The sequence below is a fragment of the Caballeronia sp. LZ019 genome (genome assembly GCF_031450825.1).
Lineage (GTDB): Bacteria > Pseudomonadota > Gammaproteobacteria > Burkholderiales > Burkholderiaceae > Caballeronia.
In genome coordinates, this window is the sequence record NZ_JARTVZ010000005.1 from 1,699,449 (window position 1) to 1,716,081 (window position 16,633).

The 16,633-nt window shown below is 61.6% G+C and carries 15 protein-coding genes; 8 read left to right on the forward strand and 7 right to left on the reverse strand.

What is annotated here, in order from left to right:
• Nucleotides 1–86: 86 nt before the first annotated feature.
• The 6 genes from P9255_RS21425 (at nt 87) to P9255_RS21450 (ending at nt 6,430) form a co-directional block, all read left to right on the forward strand.
• The gene (locus tag P9255_RS21425; RefSeq protein ID WP_309763330.1) at nt 87–1,565 is read left to right on the forward strand and encodes a catalase; all 1,479 of its coding nucleotides are present in this window, start codon (nt 87–89) and stop codon (nt 1,563–1,565) included.
• Nucleotides 1,566–1,607: 42 nt separating this feature from the next.
• Nucleotides 1,608–1,778: a hypothetical protein gene (locus tag P9255_RS21430; RefSeq protein WP_309763329.1), complete on the forward strand. Its 171-nt coding sequence runs from the start codon at nt 1,608–1,610 to the stop codon at nt 1,776–1,778.
• Nucleotides 1,779–1,971: 193 nt separating this feature from the next.
• Entirely contained in the window at nt 1,972–2,466 is a 495-nt protein-coding gene (locus P9255_RS21435; RefSeq protein WP_309763328.1) for a Dps family protein, read from the forward strand.
• A 136-nt stretch (nt 2,467–2,602) separates the two neighbouring features.
• The gene (ubiA, locus tag P9255_RS21440; RefSeq protein WP_309763327.1) at nt 2,603–3,463 is read left to right on the forward strand and encodes a 4-hydroxybenzoate octaprenyltransferase; all 861 of its coding nucleotides are present in this window, start codon (nt 2,603–2,605) and stop codon (nt 3,461–3,463) included.
• Nucleotides 3,464–4,001: 538 nt separating this feature from the next.
• Nucleotides 4,002–5,015, forward strand: coding sequence for a class I SAM-dependent methyltransferase (locus P9255_RS21445; protein WP_309763326.1), 1,014 nt, complete (start codon nt 4,002–4,004; stop codon nt 5,013–5,015).
• A gap of 476 nt (nt 5,016–5,491) precedes the next feature.
• A complete protein-coding gene (locus P9255_RS21450) occupies nt 5,492–6,430 on the forward strand; it encodes an FkbM family methyltransferase (RefSeq protein ID WP_309790413.1) in 939 nt (312 codons plus the stop codon).
• Between the two features lie 3 nt (nt 6,431–6,433).
• On the opposite strand, the gene proC is transcribed toward P9255_RS21450, so the two are convergent.
• From proC to P9255_RS21480, 6 genes are all read right to left on the reverse strand, one after another.
• Nucleotides 6,434–7,246, reverse strand: a complete 813-nt coding sequence (gene proC, locus P9255_RS21455) for a pyrroline-5-carboxylate reductase (RefSeq protein ID WP_309763325.1) — start codon at nt 7,244–7,246, stop codon at nt 6,434–6,436.
• Nucleotides 7,247–7,272: 26 nt separating this feature from the next.
• The gene (locus P9255_RS21460) at nt 7,273–7,968 is read right to left on the reverse strand and encodes a YggS family pyridoxal phosphate-dependent enzyme (protein ID WP_309763324.1); all 696 of its coding nucleotides are present in this window, start codon (nt 7,966–7,968) and stop codon (nt 7,273–7,275) included.
• A 45-nt stretch (nt 7,969–8,013) separates the two neighbouring features.
• Nucleotides 8,014–9,240, reverse strand: a complete 1,227-nt coding sequence (gene glcF / locus P9255_RS21465; protein ID WP_309763323.1) for a glycolate oxidase subunit GlcF — start codon at nt 9,238–9,240, stop codon at nt 8,014–8,016.
• 22 nt (nt 9,241–9,262) lie between these two features.
• Nucleotides 9,263–10,351 carry a glycolate oxidase subunit GlcE gene (gene glcE, locus P9255_RS21470; RefSeq protein ID WP_309763322.1) on the reverse strand — a complete coding sequence of 363 codons (1,089 nt, stop codon included), beginning with the start codon at nt 10,349–10,351 and terminating at the stop codon, nt 9,263–9,265.
• Nucleotides 10,352–10,470: 119 nt separating this feature from the next.
• A complete protein-coding gene (locus tag P9255_RS21475) occupies nt 10,471–12,024 on the reverse strand; it encodes an FAD-linked oxidase C-terminal domain-containing protein (RefSeq protein ID WP_309763321.1) in 1,554 nt (517 codons plus the stop codon).
• Nucleotides 12,025–12,156: 132 nt separating this feature from the next.
• Entirely contained in the window at nt 12,157–13,581 is a 1,425-nt protein-coding gene (locus tag P9255_RS21480; RefSeq protein WP_309763320.1) for an FAD-linked oxidase C-terminal domain-containing protein, read from the reverse strand.
• Between the two features lie 172 nt (nt 13,582–13,753).
• Between P9255_RS21480 and P9255_RS21485 the strand changes: the two genes are divergently transcribed.
• Both P9255_RS21485 and P9255_RS21490 read left to right on the forward strand, forming a co-directional pair.
• Nucleotides 13,754–14,311, forward strand: coding sequence for a cob(I)yrinic acid a,c-diamide adenosyltransferase (locus tag P9255_RS21485; protein ID WP_309763319.1), 558 nt, complete (start codon nt 13,754–13,756; stop codon nt 14,309–14,311).
• A 71-nt stretch (nt 14,312–14,382) separates the two neighbouring features.
• Nucleotides 14,383–15,471 (forward strand): hypothetical protein, encoded by a 1,089-nt coding sequence (locus P9255_RS21490; protein ID WP_309790414.1) that lies wholly within the window; start codon nt 14,383–14,385, stop codon nt 15,469–15,471.
• A gap of 41 nt (nt 15,472–15,512) precedes the next feature.
• Here the strand turns inward: P9255_RS21490 and aroG are convergent, their stop codons facing one another.
• Nucleotides 15,513–16,586 (reverse strand): 3-deoxy-7-phosphoheptulonate synthase AroG, encoded by a 1,074-nt coding sequence (gene aroG / locus P9255_RS21495; RefSeq protein ID WP_309763317.1) that lies wholly within the window; start codon nt 16,584–16,586, stop codon nt 15,513–15,515.
• Nucleotides 16,587–16,633 lie beyond the last annotated feature (47 nt).

Here is a 16,633-nt window from a genome sequence, read left to right on the forward strand (position 1 = left end):
CGCGCTTCGCATTCTCGCCGACTTCGCCCGCACCGCGTGAGCGACGCATCCATCATCCCAAGCGAACACAAACCAGGAGCATCACGATGACGACCCAACGACTCACGACCGCCGCCGGCGCGCCTGTCGGAGACAATCAGAACTCGCAGACCGCCGGCCCGCGCGGCCCGGTGACGCTGCAGGACTTCTGGCTCCTCGAAAAACTCGCCCATTTCGACCGCGAAGTGATTCCCGAGCGCCGCGTGCACGCCAAAGGCTCCGGCGCGTTCGGCACGTTCCGCGTGACGCACGATATCTCGCGCTACACGAAGGCGAAGCTCTTTTCCGCGATCGGCAAGGAAACGCCCATCTTCATGCGCTTTTCGACCGTGGCGGGCGAACGCGGCGCCGCCGACGCCGAGCGGGACGTGCGCGGTTTCTCGATCAAGTTCTACACGGAAGAAGGCAACTGGGACGTCGTCGGCAACAACACGCCGGTGTTCTTCATCCGCGATCCGTTGAAGTTTCCCGACTTCATCCACACGCAAAAGCGCGATCCGTACACGAACCTGCGCAACAACGTGGCGGCGTGGGATTTCTGGTCGCGCCATCCGGAATCGCTGCATCAGGTGACCATTTTGATGAGCGACCGCGGCATTCCGAAGAATTATCGGCAAATGCATGGTTTCGGCTCGCACACGTTCTCGTTCGTCAACGCGGACAACGAGCGCTTCTATGTGAAGTTCCATTTCAAGTCGCAGCAACCGCTCGAGAACTTTACGGATGCCGAGGCCGCCGCCGTAATCGCGAATGACCGCGAAAGCGCGCAGCGCGATCTCGTCGAGAATATCGACCGCGGCGATTTCCCGCGCTGGAATTTCCGCATCCAGGTGATGACCGAAGCGGAAGCGGCGAATTACCGCATCAATCCGTTCGACATCACTAAGGTGTGGCCGCACGCAGATTTTCCTTTGATCGATGTCGGCGTCATCGAACTGAATCGCAACGCGCAGAACTACTTCGCGGAGGTCGAACAGGCGGCGTTCACGCCGGCTAACGTGGTGCCGGGCATTGGCTTCTCGCCGGATAGGCTCCTGCAAGGGCGGCTGTTCTCTTATGGCGACACGCAGCGCTATCGGCTCGGCATCAATCACCATCAGATTCCCGTGAACGCATCGCGTGCGCCGATGGCGAATCCGTTCCATCGCGATGGCGCGATGCGCGTCGACGGCAATCTCGGCGGCACGGTGAATTACGAGCCGAACCGCTTCGGCGAGTTCGCGCAGGATGCCAGCGTCAACGAACCGCCGCTCGCGGCGGGCGCAGTGTATCGCTATGACCATCGCGAGGACGGCGACTACTACTCGCAGCCGGGCGCGTTGTTCCGCCTCTTCGACAATGCGCAGCGCGAGCGTCTGTTCGGCAACATCGCGCGGCACATTCGTGGCGTGCCGGACGAGATCGTCGCACGGCAATTGCAGCATTTCCAGCGCGCCGATCCGGCCTATGCGCGCGGTGTCGCCCATGCGCTCGCGGCACTCGGGCAGCGCGTCGAGATCGACGAAAACGATACGGCAGCCGTCTGACGGGAGGCTCGCGGCGGCTGCGATGAAGCAAGGAGAAAGCATATGACTCAGGCAATCAGCATCATCGGACAGGCGGTGAACCGCGTCGAAGCGACGAGCCGCCAGGCATCGCGCGGCGTGCGCGTGGCGCTGGCCTTCGGCATCGTCGCGGGCGGTTATGGACTCGTCGTCGTGAGTGCGTTGCATGGCGCGGGCGCGGGCGCTTTCGCCTGAAGGCGGCGGGAGGATGCGGCCGCCCCGACGCGGCTCGCATCGCTTTGCGGCACTCGCCGACAGGAAAGCACACGCGTTTCTAAGATAAACTGTCGAGCGCTCGAAAACGTCGGCCGGCGAAACGATCGGAGTCCGAGATCCGTACGCCGGCACGGCATGCATAACGTTCGAATCACTCTCTCACGGAGTCATCATGGCGAAGAAAAATGGCATTCCAGCACCGGCCGTCAATATCGGCATCAGCGACAAGGATCGCAAGCGCATCGCCGACGGTCTCTCGCGGCTGCTGGCAGACACGTACACGCTGTATCTGAAGACGCACAACTTTCACTGGAACGTGACCGGTCCGATGTTCAACACGCTGCATCTGATGTTCGAGACGCAGTACACGGAACTCGCGACGGCCGTCGATTCCATCGCGGAACGCATCCGCGCATTGGGCGTGCATGCGCCGGGCAGCTATCGCGACTTCGCGAAACTGTCGTCAATTCCGGAAGCGGAAGGCGTGCCGGAAGCGGAAGACATGATCCGCCAGCTGGTGGAAGGCCAGGAAGCGGTGGTGCGCACCGCACGCGAGATCTTCCCGGCAACGGAAGCCGCGAACGACGAGCCGACCGCCGACCTGCTCACGCAACGCATGCAGACGCATGAAAAGACTGCGTGGATGCTGCGCTCGATGCTCGCGTGAAGCGGCGCCGCATCGATGCAGACAAGAACCCGTGCGATGTGAAAGCACGGGTTTTTTGCTTTTGGGCGTCGAGCCCGCGAAAGTCCGCGCCGGGCATGCTGGTCTAAAATAGCCCACCGACTTCATGCCGCTTGCCATGCTCGCCCGTCTCCCGCTTTATATGCGCCTCGTGCGCCTCGACAAGCCCATCGGCAGCCTGCTGCTCCTGTGGCCGACGCTCAACGCGTTGTGGATCGCGTCCGATGGGCGGCCATCGCTGATGCTGATCGTCATCTTCGCGATCGGCACGCTCCTCATGCGTTCCGCGGGCTGCGCGATCAACGATTACGCCGATCGCGATTTCGACCGCTACGTGAAGCGCACCGCCGAGCGGCCGATCACCTCCGGCAAGATCAAGGCGTGGGAAGCGGTGGCGCTCGCGGCGGCGCTGTCGCTCGTCGCGTTTCTGCTGATCCTTCCGCTCAACACGCTCACAAAACAGCTCTCTGTATTCGCGCTGTTCGTCGCGGGCACGTATCCGTTCACGAAGCGCTTCTTCGCGATACCGCAGGCGTATCTCGGCATCGCGTTCGGCTTCGGCATCCCGATGGCCTTCGCCGCCGTGCAGGATCAGGTGCCGATGCTCGCGTGGATCATGCTGGCCGCCAACGTGTGCTGGTCCGTCGCCTACGACACCGAATACGCGATGGTCGATCGCGACGACGACATCAAGATCGGCATCCGCACATCGGCGCTCACCTTCGGCCGCTACGACGTGCTCGCCGTCATGCTCTGCTACGCGGCGACGCTCGCGGTGTACGCGGGTATCGGCGTGGCGCTGCATTTCGGCTGGCCGTACTGGCTGGGCTGGCTCGCTGCGGCGGGCTGCGCGGTGTATCACTATGTGCTGATACGCAACCGCGAGCGCATGGCCTGTTTCGCCGCATTCAAGCACAACAACTGGCTCGGCGGCGTGCTGTTCGCGGGAATTGCGCTGCACTACGCGCTCGCCGGCTAATCGTTTTCTGACCTTCTGTTCGCGGTGGCTTCCTTTCGCGGAAGTCGCCGTTCGTCGTCGCGCGAAAGCTCGCGACGAATCCTGATTGAATCGCCTAAAAGATAAAATTGTTGGCGCAGATCGTCATACGCGTAAGCATTTTGTTATTGTCGCAAGTCATCGGGCGTGTCTGCCATTCGAATGTCTTCACGTCTTCTCGATTGTCTCGCGATAGCTGTCTCGAGGCATTAAATAATCAACTGTCGCGTTAATCACCAATGATGACTCCTGCGCGTGACAGTTTTCAACCTCATTACGGCAAATAATCATGGGTGGTCTTACACGGTTCAACGTTGCAACACTGGTTGCCCGACATAACATTACGCACTTTATCGAAACAGGTTACGGTCTCGGGAACTCCTGTAACGTTGCTTTGGCGAGCGGTGTGCGTTATGCGCTTTCGTGCGAGATTCACGAAGACCTTTATCGAAAAGCACAGCAGCACGACCAGCTTCATGTGGCGAATTCGGACAGTGTCGCTTTTCTAGAATCCGACCGCGTGAAAAGCGCACTCGCGGAACAGCGGTGTCTCGTTTTTCTGGACGCGCACTTTCCCGGCGCCGATTACGGCGGCAAAAGCTATAACGACGCGAGCCATTCGCCTCCCACGCGTCTGCCACTCATAGACGAACTCGCATTACTGAAGGGCCGTGCCGCCAATGCGCTCATCGTGATCGACGATGTACGCATTTATCGCCGCGGTTTTCAGGTGGCGCACGGCCCGCTGCCGGATGCAGTCGCGCACGGCTTCGATCAGGAAGCGAGATTGCTCGCGCTGCTTGCCGAGTTCGAAGCCACGCACGCCCTGCGCTGGCTCTCCGAAGACACGGGTTACGCGGTGCTCTGGCCACGCGCATGGGGCGACTACGACCTGAGCGCATGGGTTCTCCCGGGCGATATCACGCAGCCGTTCGTGCTGCAGATGGACGTGCCCGGCACGACCTGTATATCGCTCAACCGCCGGCTGCAGGACGCTCGCTTCAGCAATCGCTGGCTCGCGGGCGTGGGTATCGACATCGGCGGGGGACCGGACAGCATCGCCGTGTATGCGCAACTCTTCCCGCGCATTCAGGCCGTGACCGTCTACGACATGCCGCAAGGTGATGCCCAGTATCTCGCGAATGTACCCGACGAAGCCTTCGATTTCGCGTATTCCGGGCACTGTCTCGAACACATGGTCGATCCGCGTATCGCGTTGCGTAACTGGCTGCGCGTGGTGAAGCCGGGCGGTCATCTCGTCATCACCGTGCCCGACGAGGACCTGTACGAGCAGGGCGTGTGGCCATCGACATTCAATCTCGATCACAAGCACACGTTTACGATGTTCAAGCGCACGAGCTGGTCGCCGGTATCGATCAACGTGCTCGATCTTCTGCGGGAATTCGATGGAGAAGTGAACGTGCAGAAAGTCGAGCGCCTGGATCATGCGTTCCTCCGGGGCGTGCAACGATTCGATCAGACGCGCACCGCTTTCTCCGAGTGCGGCATCGAATTGGTAGTGCAAAAGCTGTAACGTAACGGCGCGTCATTGGGGCCGGTCACTGATATGACACCGCCGCCAGGCGAATGACGTTGCATTCGGGCATCCGGACATAAACCGGCGCGATGATTTTCAGTGTTTCTCTGAACTACAGCATAAGCAAAGCGCCCCGATTGCTTACGTTCTCGTCGCGTCGCGGCGCGAATGTCGGCGTTCGTTCAATCGAATGAACGCCGAATGCAGGCTGGGCGCGCATGCCAAGTTTCGAAATACAGGAATCGTTCATTGCGCAATGGTGACAAATCTGCGAGCAAGAATTGTCTGGATGCCCGTGTGAAACCGGCCGCGCTAGGCGCGCGCGGTGACATTGCGCTTCGGAACCGATTATTACGGGGTGCGAGTCTCGGCAGTCTTTAACTGCGCGAGATGAAAGACATTGAGCGTCGGCCACATTTGTCTACTGATGAAAGCTCGCGACGCATTCGGACCGGATCCTTTGCACGGAAGCAGTGCTGCGGCCGCGGCATTCCGGGCCGCGCACTAATATCACAGTCGTCGCGGTCGATCGGCGTTGCATCCGGTCATTCAGACATTGCACTGGCCAGATACCTTTCAAACAGATTGCAGCCATGTCATTTCCGGAACGCCCCATTGCTTACGTACTCGCCGCGTCGAATCATGGCACCATGATCGTCAATCGAAACGATATCGCCATCAAGGAAGGTTTCGCTTACGGCGTCGGTCATCAGTTGCTCAGCAAATCATGTTTCGATGCGGGCGAGATTGCTTTCGTCCTTCAGTTGCTCGAACTGCGCCGCCGCCATTTTGGCGACGGTGTTTTTGCCATCGATGGCGGCGCGAATGTCGGGGTTCATTCGATCGAATGGGCGCGCCGAATGTACGGCTGGGGGCGTGTTCTCAGCTTCGAGGCGCAGGAAATCGTGTATTACGCGCTGGCCGGCAATCTCGCCATTAACAATTGCCTGAATGCGCGTGCCAAGCTAGCCGCGCTAGGGGAGCGCGTCGGCGAGATCGAAATTCCGCAGCCCGATTATTACGCGGCCGGAAGTTTCGGCAGTCTTGAACTGCGCGAGATGAAAGACACGCTGAGCGTCGGCCAGGAGGTGTCTTACGATTCTGGCCGCGGCATCAAGGTGCCGATGGTCAGCATCGATTCCCTTCAACTGGAACGTGTCGATTTCCTCAAGATCGATGTCGAGGGGATGGAGCTCGACGTGCTCGAAGGCGCGAAAGAAACCTTGAAAAGATGCGCGCCGATCATCCTCGTGGAAACGCTGAAAAGCGACGCGCAGGACATCCGCAAGTTTCTTGCGGGTGCGGGTTATGCCGATTTTTACGACGTCGATCCGAACATGCTCGCGGTCAGCGATCGCGATCCGGTGCGCCAGCACATTTCGCAGCGAGAGAACGTGATTTATATCGGCTGACTCTCACGCCGCGCCCAACTCATCCCCCATCTCCCTCGCGCGCGCTTGCGCGGCCAGCGCGCCGCGCACGATCGCGTCCTTCACGCCTTGCGCGTCGAAAGACGCCAGCGCCGCCGCCGTGGTGCCGCCCTTCGACGTCACGCGCTCACGCAAGACGCTCGCCGGTTCGCCCGATTGCGCCGCGAGTTGCGCCGCGCCGGTGAACGTCGCGACCGCGAGTGCGCGGCCCTGGTCGTCGTCCATCCCGAGAGCGCGTGCCGCTTCCTGCATCGCTTCGATGAAATAGAACACGTACGCCGGGCCGCTGCCGGAAATGGCGGTGACGGCGTCGAGCCTGGCTTCGTCGTCGAACCAGACGGTCGTGCCGACTGCTTCGAGCACTCGCGATGCAAGCGCCTTCGCTGCATCGCCGACACCCGGCAGCGCGGCAAGCCCGGTCACGCCCATGCCGATGAGCGCAGGCGTGTTCGGCATCGTCCGCACGATCTGCGTGTGACCGTTGAGCCAGCGCGACAGGTCCGTCGCGCGGATGCCCGCCGCGATGCTGATGACCGTCTGCTGCGACAGATGCGGCGCAAGCGCCTCGGCGACGCTCTTGAGCACTTGCGGCTTGACCGCGAGAACGATGGCGTCGTACGCCGCGAGCGTTGCGTCGATGGCCGCGCCCGTCGCGACGCCGAACTCTTTCGCGGTGCGCGCGCGCGCGTCGTCGTTGATGTCGATGGCGTAGATGTCCGCCGGCGCGACGCCGCGTTTGACGAGACCGCCGATGAGCGCCGCGGCCATGTTGCCGCCGCCGATGAATGCGATTTTCATAGTTGAGCCAAAGAACGAGTGGTTGATCAGTTCGTGTAATCGCGCGCGCCGAAGATCGCGGTGCCGATGCGGACCATCGTCGCGCCTTCCAGCACGGCCGCTTCGAGGTCGGCGGACATGCCCATCGAGAGGGTATCGAGATCGAGGCCGTCGGCGCGCAACGCGTCCATCAGTTCGCGCAGGCGGGCATGGGGTGCGCGCTGGGCATCGAGCGTATCGGCGGGTTCGGGAATCGCCATCAGGCCGCGCAGCCGCAGTCCGGGCAAGGCGGCTATCGCATGGGCGAGCGCGGCGGCATCGGCCGGTTCGACGCCGCTCTTGGATGCCTCGCCGCTCACGTTCACCTGCACGCAGACATTCAGCGCCGCCGCGCCTTCCGGACGCTGCGCCGACAGCCGCTCGGCGATCTTCAGACGGTCGATGGAGTGGACCCAGTCGAACTGCTCCGCGACGAGCTTCGTCTTGTTCGACTGCAGCGGTCCGATGAAATGCCATTCGATATCGCCGCGCAACGCGGCGAGGGCCGCGATCTTCGCCACGCCTTCCTGCACGTAGTTTTCGCCGAACGCGCGCTGGCCGGCGTCGAAGGCGGCGCGCACGTCGTCGGCGGGGAAGGTTTTGGAAACGGCGAGCAGCCTCACCGACGCCGGATCGCGCGATGCGCTTCGTGCCGCCAGCGCGATACGTTGCCGGACTTCTTCTAGATGTTGAACAATGGACATGCGTGAGCGACTTTCAGAGCGGATCGAGTGATTATACGAATCCCCTTACCCGTACAGCAGGTGCTCCAAAAGTTGGATCCAGTGCGTGACCGGCGTTGACGTCCCGCTTTGCAGATGCGCGATGCACCCGACGTTCGCCGATACGATCATCTGCGGCTCCGTCTTCTCCAGCCGGTCCAGCTTCTGGTTGCGCAGCGCATAGGCGAGCTTCGGCTGCAGCACCGAATACGTTCCCGCCGATCCGCAGCAGATGTGGTTGTCCGCGGGCAGGCGCACCTCGATGCCGAGCGCGGTCAGCAGATGCTCGACGCGCCCGCGAATCTGCTGCCCGTGCTGCAGCGTGCACGGCGGATGAAACGCAACGGTATGCACGCCGCGCCGCCGCGCGATCGACACGAGTTCTTCCTCGTACAGCGGCAGGATTTCGGCGAGATCGCGCGTCAGATCGACGATGCGCTGCGCCTTCTCCGCGTACATCGGATCGTTGCGCATGAGGTGCGCGTATTCCTTCACCGTCGCGCCGCAGCCCGACGCGTTCATCACAATGGCCTCGACGCCGTTCTCCACGTAAGGCCACCATGCGTCGATGTTATTGCGCACGTCGCCGAGCGCGTCGTCGTTATAGCCGAGATGCAGGCGGATCGCGCCGCAGCAGCCCGCATCCGGCGCAGTCACGATCTCGATGTCGAGCGCATCGAACACACGCGCCGTCGCGATGTTCACGTTCGGCATCATCGCGGGCTGCACGCATCCCGCGAGCATCAGCATCTTGCGCGCATGTTTGCGCGTCGGCGGCGCGAGCGGCTTTTCGGTGACCGGAATCTTCGCGCGCAGCGTGCGCGGGAGGATGCCGCGAAACTGCTGCCCGAGCTTCATCGCCGGCGTGAAGAGCGTGCTGTTCGGCAGGAAGCTCGCGAGAAAGCGGCGTTGCAGGCGCTGGCGCATCGGCCGGTCGACCTTCTCTTCGACCACCTTGCGCCCGATTTCGACGAGCTTGCCGTACTGCACGCCCGACGGGCACGTGCTTTCGCAATTGCGGCACGTGAGGCAGCGGTCCAGATGCGTTTGCGTGCTGCGCGTAACGGGTGCGCCTTCGAACATCTGCTTCATCAGGTAGATGCGTCCGCGCGGCCCGTCGAGCTCGTCGCCGAGCAGTTGATACGTCGGGCAGGTCGCCGTGCAGAACCCGCAGTGCACGCACTTGCGCAGGATGGCGTCGGCTTCGTCGCCGTCGGCCGTGTTGCGGATGAAATCGGCGAGATTGGTTTGCATCGCTCAGGTCCGCTCGGTTGGCCTAAAAGTCGGGATACAGCCGCCCGCGGTTGAATACGCGCGCCGGATCGAACACCGCTTTCAGCCCGCGATGAATCTTCATCAGCGGCGCGGGCAGCGGCGTGAACACGCCCGCGTTGCGGTCGTAGGCGGAGCCGGCGCGGAAGATCGTCGCGTGGCCGCCCGCCTGCTTCGCGCTGATGCGCACGGTCTGCGGATCCGTGTCCGTGATCCACCAGCGTTGCGCGCCGCCCCATTCCATCAGTTGCGCGCCCGGCAGATGCAGCGGTTCGGCAATCGACGGCAGCGCGAGACGCCAGAGCGCGGAACGCGGCTCGATCACGGCGAAGAACGGGTCCGTCTGCTCGCGCATGGCGATCCAGAAGCGGTCGGCTTCGACGGCATCGACCACTTCGCCGCCGAGCGTATTGCGCGCAGTCTTCACAGCAGCTTCCGCGCCTGCAAGCCGCAGCGCCAGCGTGCCGTCGCGCCACGCGCTGCCGCTGATCGGCAAGGGATGGCCGCCCCATTCGTTGAGCTTGCGCACGCCGTCGGTGGCGTGCATGTCGAACTTGAGCGTGGCTTCCGCGACGGGGCGCGGCAGGACCTTGATCGACAGTTCGAGAATCAGGCCGAGCGTGCCGAGCGATCCCGCCAGAAGCCGCGAGACGTCGTAACCCGCGACGTTCTTGACCACCTGGCCGCCGAAGTGCAGCACCTGTCCGCGCCCGTTCATGACGACCGCGCCGAGCACGAAATCGCGCGGCGCGCCGGTCCACGCGCGGCGCGGCCCTGCGATGCCCGCCGCGATGCAGCCGCCAAGCGTCGCATTGCGGCCGAAGTGCGGCGGCTCGAACGGCAGCATTTGGCCATGCGCCCGCAGCGCGGCTTCGATTTCGGCTAGCGGGGTGCCGCTTTTCGCGGTGATGACGAGTTCGGCGGGGTCGTACGCGACGATACCCCGGTGCACGCGCGTATCGAGAATCTCACCCTGGAGCGTCTGACCGTACCAGTCCTTCGTCCCGCCGCCCCGGATGCGCAGCGGCGTGCCGGCCTCGGTGGCCCGGGCGATCCGCTCCGACCAGCCGGCGACGATGTCGTCCTGTTCCATGGATGTCCCGCTCTTCGTTTCGACTGCTGTAGTGGCGGTGCCGCCTTTCCGGTCGATTGTACCGGCCGCTTAACGCAGCCATACCCGGACAAACGTGGATAGCGCAGCGCGCCGCCGGTTCAGAAGCGCGGCAGTTCGGGATGCGGCAGCAGCCCGCCGCGGATGTGCATCTTCCCGTATTCGGCGCAGCGCGCGCGCGTCGGGATGCCCTTGTCCGGGTTGAGCAGTCCCGGCGGATCGAACGCGCGCTTGACCGCGTGAAACGCGTCGCGCTCCTCCGGCGAGAACTGCACGCACATCGAATTGATCTTCTCGATGCCCACGCCATGCTCGCCCGTCACCGTGCCGCCCAGCTCGACGCACGCTTCCAGAATGTCCGAGCCGAACGCTTCCGCGCGATGCCACTCGTCGAGATCGTTGCCGTTGAACAGGATGAGCGGATGCATGTTGCCGTCGCCCGCGTGGAAGACGTTGATGCAGCGCAAGGCGTACTTCTTCTCCATCTCTTCGATGCGCGCGAGCAGCGGCCCGATGGCGCGGCGCGGCACCGTGCCGTCCATGCAGTAGTAGTCGGGCGAGATGCGGCCGGCGGCGGGGAACGCATTCTTGCGCCCCGACCAGAACTTGAGACGTTCGGTTTCCGAGCGCGAAATCTGGATGCGCGTCGCGCCGTGCTCACGCAGCACCGCCGTCATGCGGACGATTTCCTCGGTGACTTCGTCGTAAGTGCCGTCGGATTCGCAGAGCAGGATGGCGGCGGCGTCGAGATCGTAACCGGCGTTGACGAATTCCTCGACGGCGCGCGTCGCGGGCTTGTCCATCATTTCGAGACCGGCCGGGATGATGCCCGCCGCGATGATCGCCGCGACCGCGTTGCCGCCTTTCACGACATCGTCGAAGCTCGCCATGATGACTTGCGCGGTCTGCGGCTTCGGGATCAGCTTGACGGTGATTTCGGTCACGATGGCGAACATGCCTTCGCTGCCGATCAGCACGGCCAGCAGGTCGAGCCCCGGCGCATCCGGTCCGAGCGAGCCGAATTCGACGACATCGCCTTCCATCGTCACCGCGCGCACGCGCAGCACGTTATGCACGGTGAGGCCGTATTTCAGGCAATGCACGCCGCCCGAGTTTTCGGAGACGTTGCCGCCGATGGTGCACGCGATCTGCGACGACGGGTCCGGCGCGTAGTAGAGGCCATAGGGCGCGGCGGCCTCGGATATCGCGAGGTTGCGCACGCCTGGCTGGACGGTGGCGGTGCGCGCGTAGGGATCGACCTCGACGATTTTGCGAAAACGCGCGAGCGACAGCACGATGCCGTGACGAATCGGCATGGCGCCGCCCGACAGCCCGGTGCCCGCGCCGCGTGGAACGATGGGCACGGCGAGCCGCGCGCAGATTTGCACGACGCGCTGCACCTGCGCCTCGGTTTCCGGCAGCACGACCGCGAGCGGCAAGCGGCGGTAGGCGGCGAGGCCATCGCATTCGTAGACGGACGTGTCTTCGTCGCGAAAGAGCAGGCAATGCGTCGGCAGCACGGCCATCAGCGCCTGCACGACTTCGCGCTGGCGCTCGGCGAGCTGCTCCGGCGTCAGGTCCGGCGAAACCTCGTGCGGCAGATTCGGCGATACGGCCGGCGCGAGCGGCGGCTTGAGTTCGTCGGGTGCGTTCATGTCTCCTCCCGGCGCCTGTCGTGAGTGATGCTGGCGCTTGTTCGATGATTATGCTGCGCGCTTGCGGCTTCTGCGTCCATCCGGCGCGCTTCCGATGCGCTTCCGATGCGCTTCCGATGCGCTTCCGATTTGTTACTGCGTGAAGCTGAAAATCTTGCCCGGATTCATCAGGTTGTTGGGATCGAGCGCCTGCTTGATGGATCGCATGACCGCGATGGCGTCCTCGCCGTGTTCGTCGACCATGAAGCCCATCTTGTGGAGCCCGACGCCGTGCTCGCCGGTGCAGGTGCCGCCGACTTTCAGCGCGCGTTCGACGATGCGGCGGTTCAGCCGCTCCGCCTCTTCGAGTTCCTCCGGTTTGGCAGGATCGAGCAGCATCGCGACGTGGAAGTTGCCGTCACCGACATGGCCGACGATCGGACACGGCAGCGACGAGCCGAGCAGATCCTTCTCCGTTTCCACGACGCATTCCGCGAGGCGCGAGATCGGCACGCAGACGTCGGTGGTGACGGCGCGGCAGCCTGGCTTCAGTTGCAGCATCGCGAAATAGGCGCTGTGCCGCGCGTTCCAGAGGCGGCTGCGGTCTTCGGGGCGCGTCGCCCAGTCGAAGTCGGTGCCGCTGTTCTGCGCGGTGATGTCCTGCACGGTTTGCGCCTGCTCCTTGACGCCCGCTTCGGTGCCGTGGAATTCGAAGAACAGCATCGGCGATTCGCGCAGCGTCAGGTTCGAGTGGCGATTGATGGCGCGAACGGCGAGCGCATCGACGAATTCGACGCGTGCGATCGGCACGCCCATCTGAATCGTTTCGATGACGGCGCGCACGGCGTCGCCCATCGACGGGAATGCGCAGACGGCGGCCGATATCGCTTCCGGCTGCGGGTAGAGCCGCACGGTGATTTCGGTGATGACGCCGAGCGTGCCTTCCGAGCCGACGAAGAGCCGCGTGAGGTCGTAGCCCGCCGACGATTTGCGCGCGCGGGTGCCGGTCTTGATGACGCGGCCATCGGCGAGCACGACGGTCAGCGCGAGCACGTTCTCGCGCATCGACCCGTAGCGCACGGCGTTGGTGCCCGAGGCGCGCGTCGCGGACATGCCGCCGATGCTGGCGTCCGCGCCGGGATCGATCGGGAAGAAGAGGCCGGTGTCTTTCAGCGCCTCGTTCAGCTGCTTGCGCGAGATGCCCGGTTCGACGGTTGCGGTGAGGTCTTCTGGGTTGATCGAGATGACCTTGTTCATTTCGGACAGGTCGATCGACACGCCGCCTTGCACCGCGAGCAGATGCCCTTCGAGCGACGATCCGTTGCCGTAGGGAATGATCGGCACGTCGTGTTCCGCGCACAGGCGGACGATGGCTTGCACGTCTTCGGTGTTGCGCGCGAAGACGACGGCGTCGGGCAGTTGCGGGTCGAACGGCGATTCGTCGCGGCCGTGGTGTTGGCGCACGGCATCGGCGGTCGAGACGCGGTCGCCGAACTTCTCTTTGAGCGATTCGAGGAGCGCGGCGGGGAAGGGGCGGCGCGCCTGCTGGATGGCGGCGTGTTCGGCGGGGTGGTTCACGGTTTCGTCTCCGGAGTTTTTTCTTCGGTTTCTGATGGCGGTCGCGGAGCGGTTTGCGCGCTGCCGTGATGGTTATCTCATTTTACGCGCTGGACGAAGGCGAGGAGGGGCGTGCCTATAATGGGGCGGCTGGTTTTGACGCTTCGATCTTTTGGCTATTCGAGGAGCAGTAATGGGACACCGTCTGAGCAAGATCGCCACACGCACTGGCGACGATGGCACCACCGGTCTCGGCGATGGCCGCCGCGTTTCGAAAGACGATGCGCGCGTTGCGGCCATTGGCGATGTGGATGAGTTGAATTCTTCGATTGGCGTTTTGTTGTGCGAGCCGTTGCCTACTGATATTCGCGATGCTTTAACCCGGATTCAAAATGATTTATTCGATCTGGGCGGGGAATTATCGATTCCCGGACATTCGATGATTTCGGATTCGCATCTGGAACGGCTGGACTCGTGGCTTGCTGAATATAACGGGACTTTGCCGCCTCTCAAGGAGTTTATTCTGCCGGGAGGCTCTCGCGCCGCTGCTTTAGCGCATGTTTCTCGTACGGTTTGTCGACGGGCGGAAAGGGCTATTGTGGCGCTTGGGCGGGAAGAGGCCGATGCGGTGAATGAGGCGCCTAGGCGGTATGTCAATCGGCTGTCGGATTTGTTGTTTGTGGTGGCGCGGGTGTTGAATCGGGTGGATGGGGGGAGTGATGTGTTGTGGAAGCATCATGGTTTGACATGATCCAACAATCCTAGTTTGAACGAAATTCGAAACTTTGAAGGCTTGGGTTGGAATATGAAGGATGAGAAGCAATGAAAGACAGAGACGTAATAGCTGAGATACAAGAAAAGCGTAAGCGATCTTTCGGCAAGTACATGGCTGGGAGAAGTGAGTTGCAGGATATTGACTTGGCATTAGAATGCCGTGGTGATAGTTCAGTTTTTAATTCCCTCTCTATTGTTGGAATCGCCGCCTGCATTGAAGTTTCTGTGCGTAAGGCGATAGAAAAATTAGTGGATGACGGGGCTCCTTATATCGACAGGGTGGACAAGCTAAAAAACAAACTCCATTTCGATCTTCGTTTGACGAAGGCGCTAAGCGATCGCGAAATAACTTTTGGAAATCTTGTCTCACATCTTTTGCCGATCAGTAGTTTGTCCGACATAGCGTCGCATCTAGAGACTTTGTTGAACGGAAATGGGGTTTCGAAATCGTTAGCGACTTGGCTGTCGGAGATACAGCCGTTCGTTGAATCTGAAGACGAAGCTTTGTCCAGCGAAGATCTTTTCGAAGACAGCATTCGGCGTGGGAGGGATTTCGACTCGTTCGCTATGCGACCGGTCACCTTTCCGTTAGACAATGTGTCGGCGATACTTGCTGACATTGAGAGAATTTTTGTCATCCGCCATATTGTGGCGCACGAGGCAGATTTCAGCGTCACAACGCTGCAACAAATTGATGCGTTGCTCGGAAGTGCTACCAAGTTCACAAGTGCTATCTACGAGTTGGTCGAGCAGACATTGCATCCGGAGCAGCCGCGGTCGGCAGTCCGCATCTCAATCCGCGACGCGCGGCAGGTTCAGCAATTCTATGAAACGATCATCGGCCGCGAGAACGAAGCTATGCGCGCGATGGCTCGGCGGGGAGAGTCGGGATTCTCAGGAATCGGTCACCTTCAAAGAACGAGCCGAGCATTCTCGAACTACGTCGACGAGGAAGTGCGACTAGTCACGGCCAATTCGCGGGCTCGGGATCTCTGTAACCTGCGCACCTTAAAGACGAATGCGCGCAGGAGTCTTTATGAGCACCGCTATGATCGTTTGACCAACTTCATCGACGATGAGGTAGCCATCAACGATTTTATATTAGATTATTTTGCGAACGACATAGCGGCACAGTAAACTCCGGTTCGAAGTGGGTTAAGCACCCAACGTCTGGTGCTTTAATTCCCCCCACCCCTCAAAATTCGCCGCTGCTTCACCGCAGCCGCGAGTCCTTCAAGCACCCCCAGACTTTCCTCCCATCCAATACAAGCATCGGTAACACTTTGCCCGTACGTCAGCTCACCCCCTTCCTTCAAATCCTGCCGTCCAGCAACCAAATGCGACTCCACCATCACCCCAACGATGCGTTCATCCCCAGCCGCGAGTTGCCGCCCAATATCCTCACAAACAGGAATTTGATTCTCATGCTTTTTGGAGCTATTAGCATGACTAGCATCGATCATTAACCGCGCGGCCAACCCAGCCTTGCCAATATCACTACAAGCCGCATCAACTGAAGCAGCATCATAATTAGGCGATTTCCCCCCGCGCAATATGATGTGACAATCCTCATTACCCGCCGTAGAAACAATCGCCGAATGCCCGCCCTTAGTGACTGACAAGAAATGATGCGGCTGCGACGCAGCCTTGATCGCATCCACAGCGATCTTCACATTCCCATCCGTCCCATTCTTGAACCCGACCGGGCAAGAAAGCCCCGAAGCCAGTTCCCGATGCACCTGCGACTCGGTCGTCCGCGCCCCGATCGCTCCCCACGAAATAAGATCGGCGATATATTGCGGACTGATCATGTCGAGATACTCCGTGCCCGCCGGCAACCCCATCTCATTGATATTCATCAGCAGTTCACGCGCCTTGCGCAGACCGTCGTTGATCTTGAAGCTGTTATCCATATACGGATCGTTGATCAGCCCCTTCCAGCCCACCGTCGTGCGCGGCTTTTCGAAATAAACGCGCATAACGATTTCCAGTTCACCCGCGAACCGCTTCCGCTGCTCGATCAACCGCCCGGCATATTCCATCGCCGCCTTCGGATCGTGAATCGAGCACGGCCCGATAATCACGATCAGCCGGTCATCCATCCCGTGCAGAATGCGATGCATCGATTGCCGCGCGTTGAAGATGAGGTCCGACACCGGCTCCGTGCAGGGAAACTCGCGGATCAGATGCGCCGGCGGCACCAGCTCTTTCAACTCACGGATACGAACGTCATCGGTATTATGCGGGGGCATGGCGGTTCTCCAACGGCAATGTTCTAAACAAAGGGAAGGCGAAAAAA

Coding starts and splice junctions, on each gene's coding strand:
- P9255_RS21430 (WP_309763329.1), top strand. CDS start 1,608: ATGACTCAGGCAATCAGCATCATCGGACAGGCGGTGAACCGCGTCGAA.
- P9255_RS21490 (WP_309790414.1), top strand. CDS start 14,383: ATGAAAGACAGAGACGTAATAGCTGAGATACAAGAAAAGCGTAAGCGA.
- aroG (WP_309763317.1), bottom strand. CDS start 16,586: ATGCCCCCGCATAATACCGATGACGTTCGTATCCGTGAGTTGAAAGAG.
- P9255_RS21435 (WP_309763328.1), top strand. CDS start 1,972: ATGGCGAAGAAAAATGGCATTCCAGCACCGGCCGTCAATATCGGCATC.
- glcE (WP_309763322.1), bottom strand. CDS start 10,351: ATGGAACAGGACGACATCGTCGCCGGCTGGTCGGAGCGGATCGCCCGG.
- P9255_RS21460 (WP_309763324.1), bottom strand. CDS start 7,968: ATGTCCATTGTTCAACATCTAGAAGAAGTCCGGCAACGTATCGCGCTG.
- proC (WP_309763325.1), bottom strand. CDS start 7,246: ATGAAAATCGCATTCATCGGCGGCGGCAACATGGCCGCGGCGCTCATC.
- P9255_RS21485 (WP_309763319.1), top strand. CDS start 13,754: ATGGGACACCGTCTGAGCAAGATCGCCACACGCACTGGCGACGATGGC.
- glcF (WP_309763323.1), bottom strand. CDS start 9,240: ATGCAAACCAATCTCGCCGATTTCATCCGCAACACGGCCGACGGCGAC.
- P9255_RS21475 (WP_309763321.1), bottom strand. CDS start 12,024: ATGAACGCACCCGACGAACTCAAGCCGCCGCTCGCGCCGGCCGTATCG.
- P9255_RS21425 (WP_309763330.1), top strand. CDS start 87: ATGACGACCCAACGACTCACGACCGCCGCCGGCGCGCCTGTCGGAGAC.
- ubiA (WP_309763327.1), top strand. CDS start 2,603: ATGCTCGCCCGTCTCCCGCTTTATATGCGCCTCGTGCGCCTCGACAAG.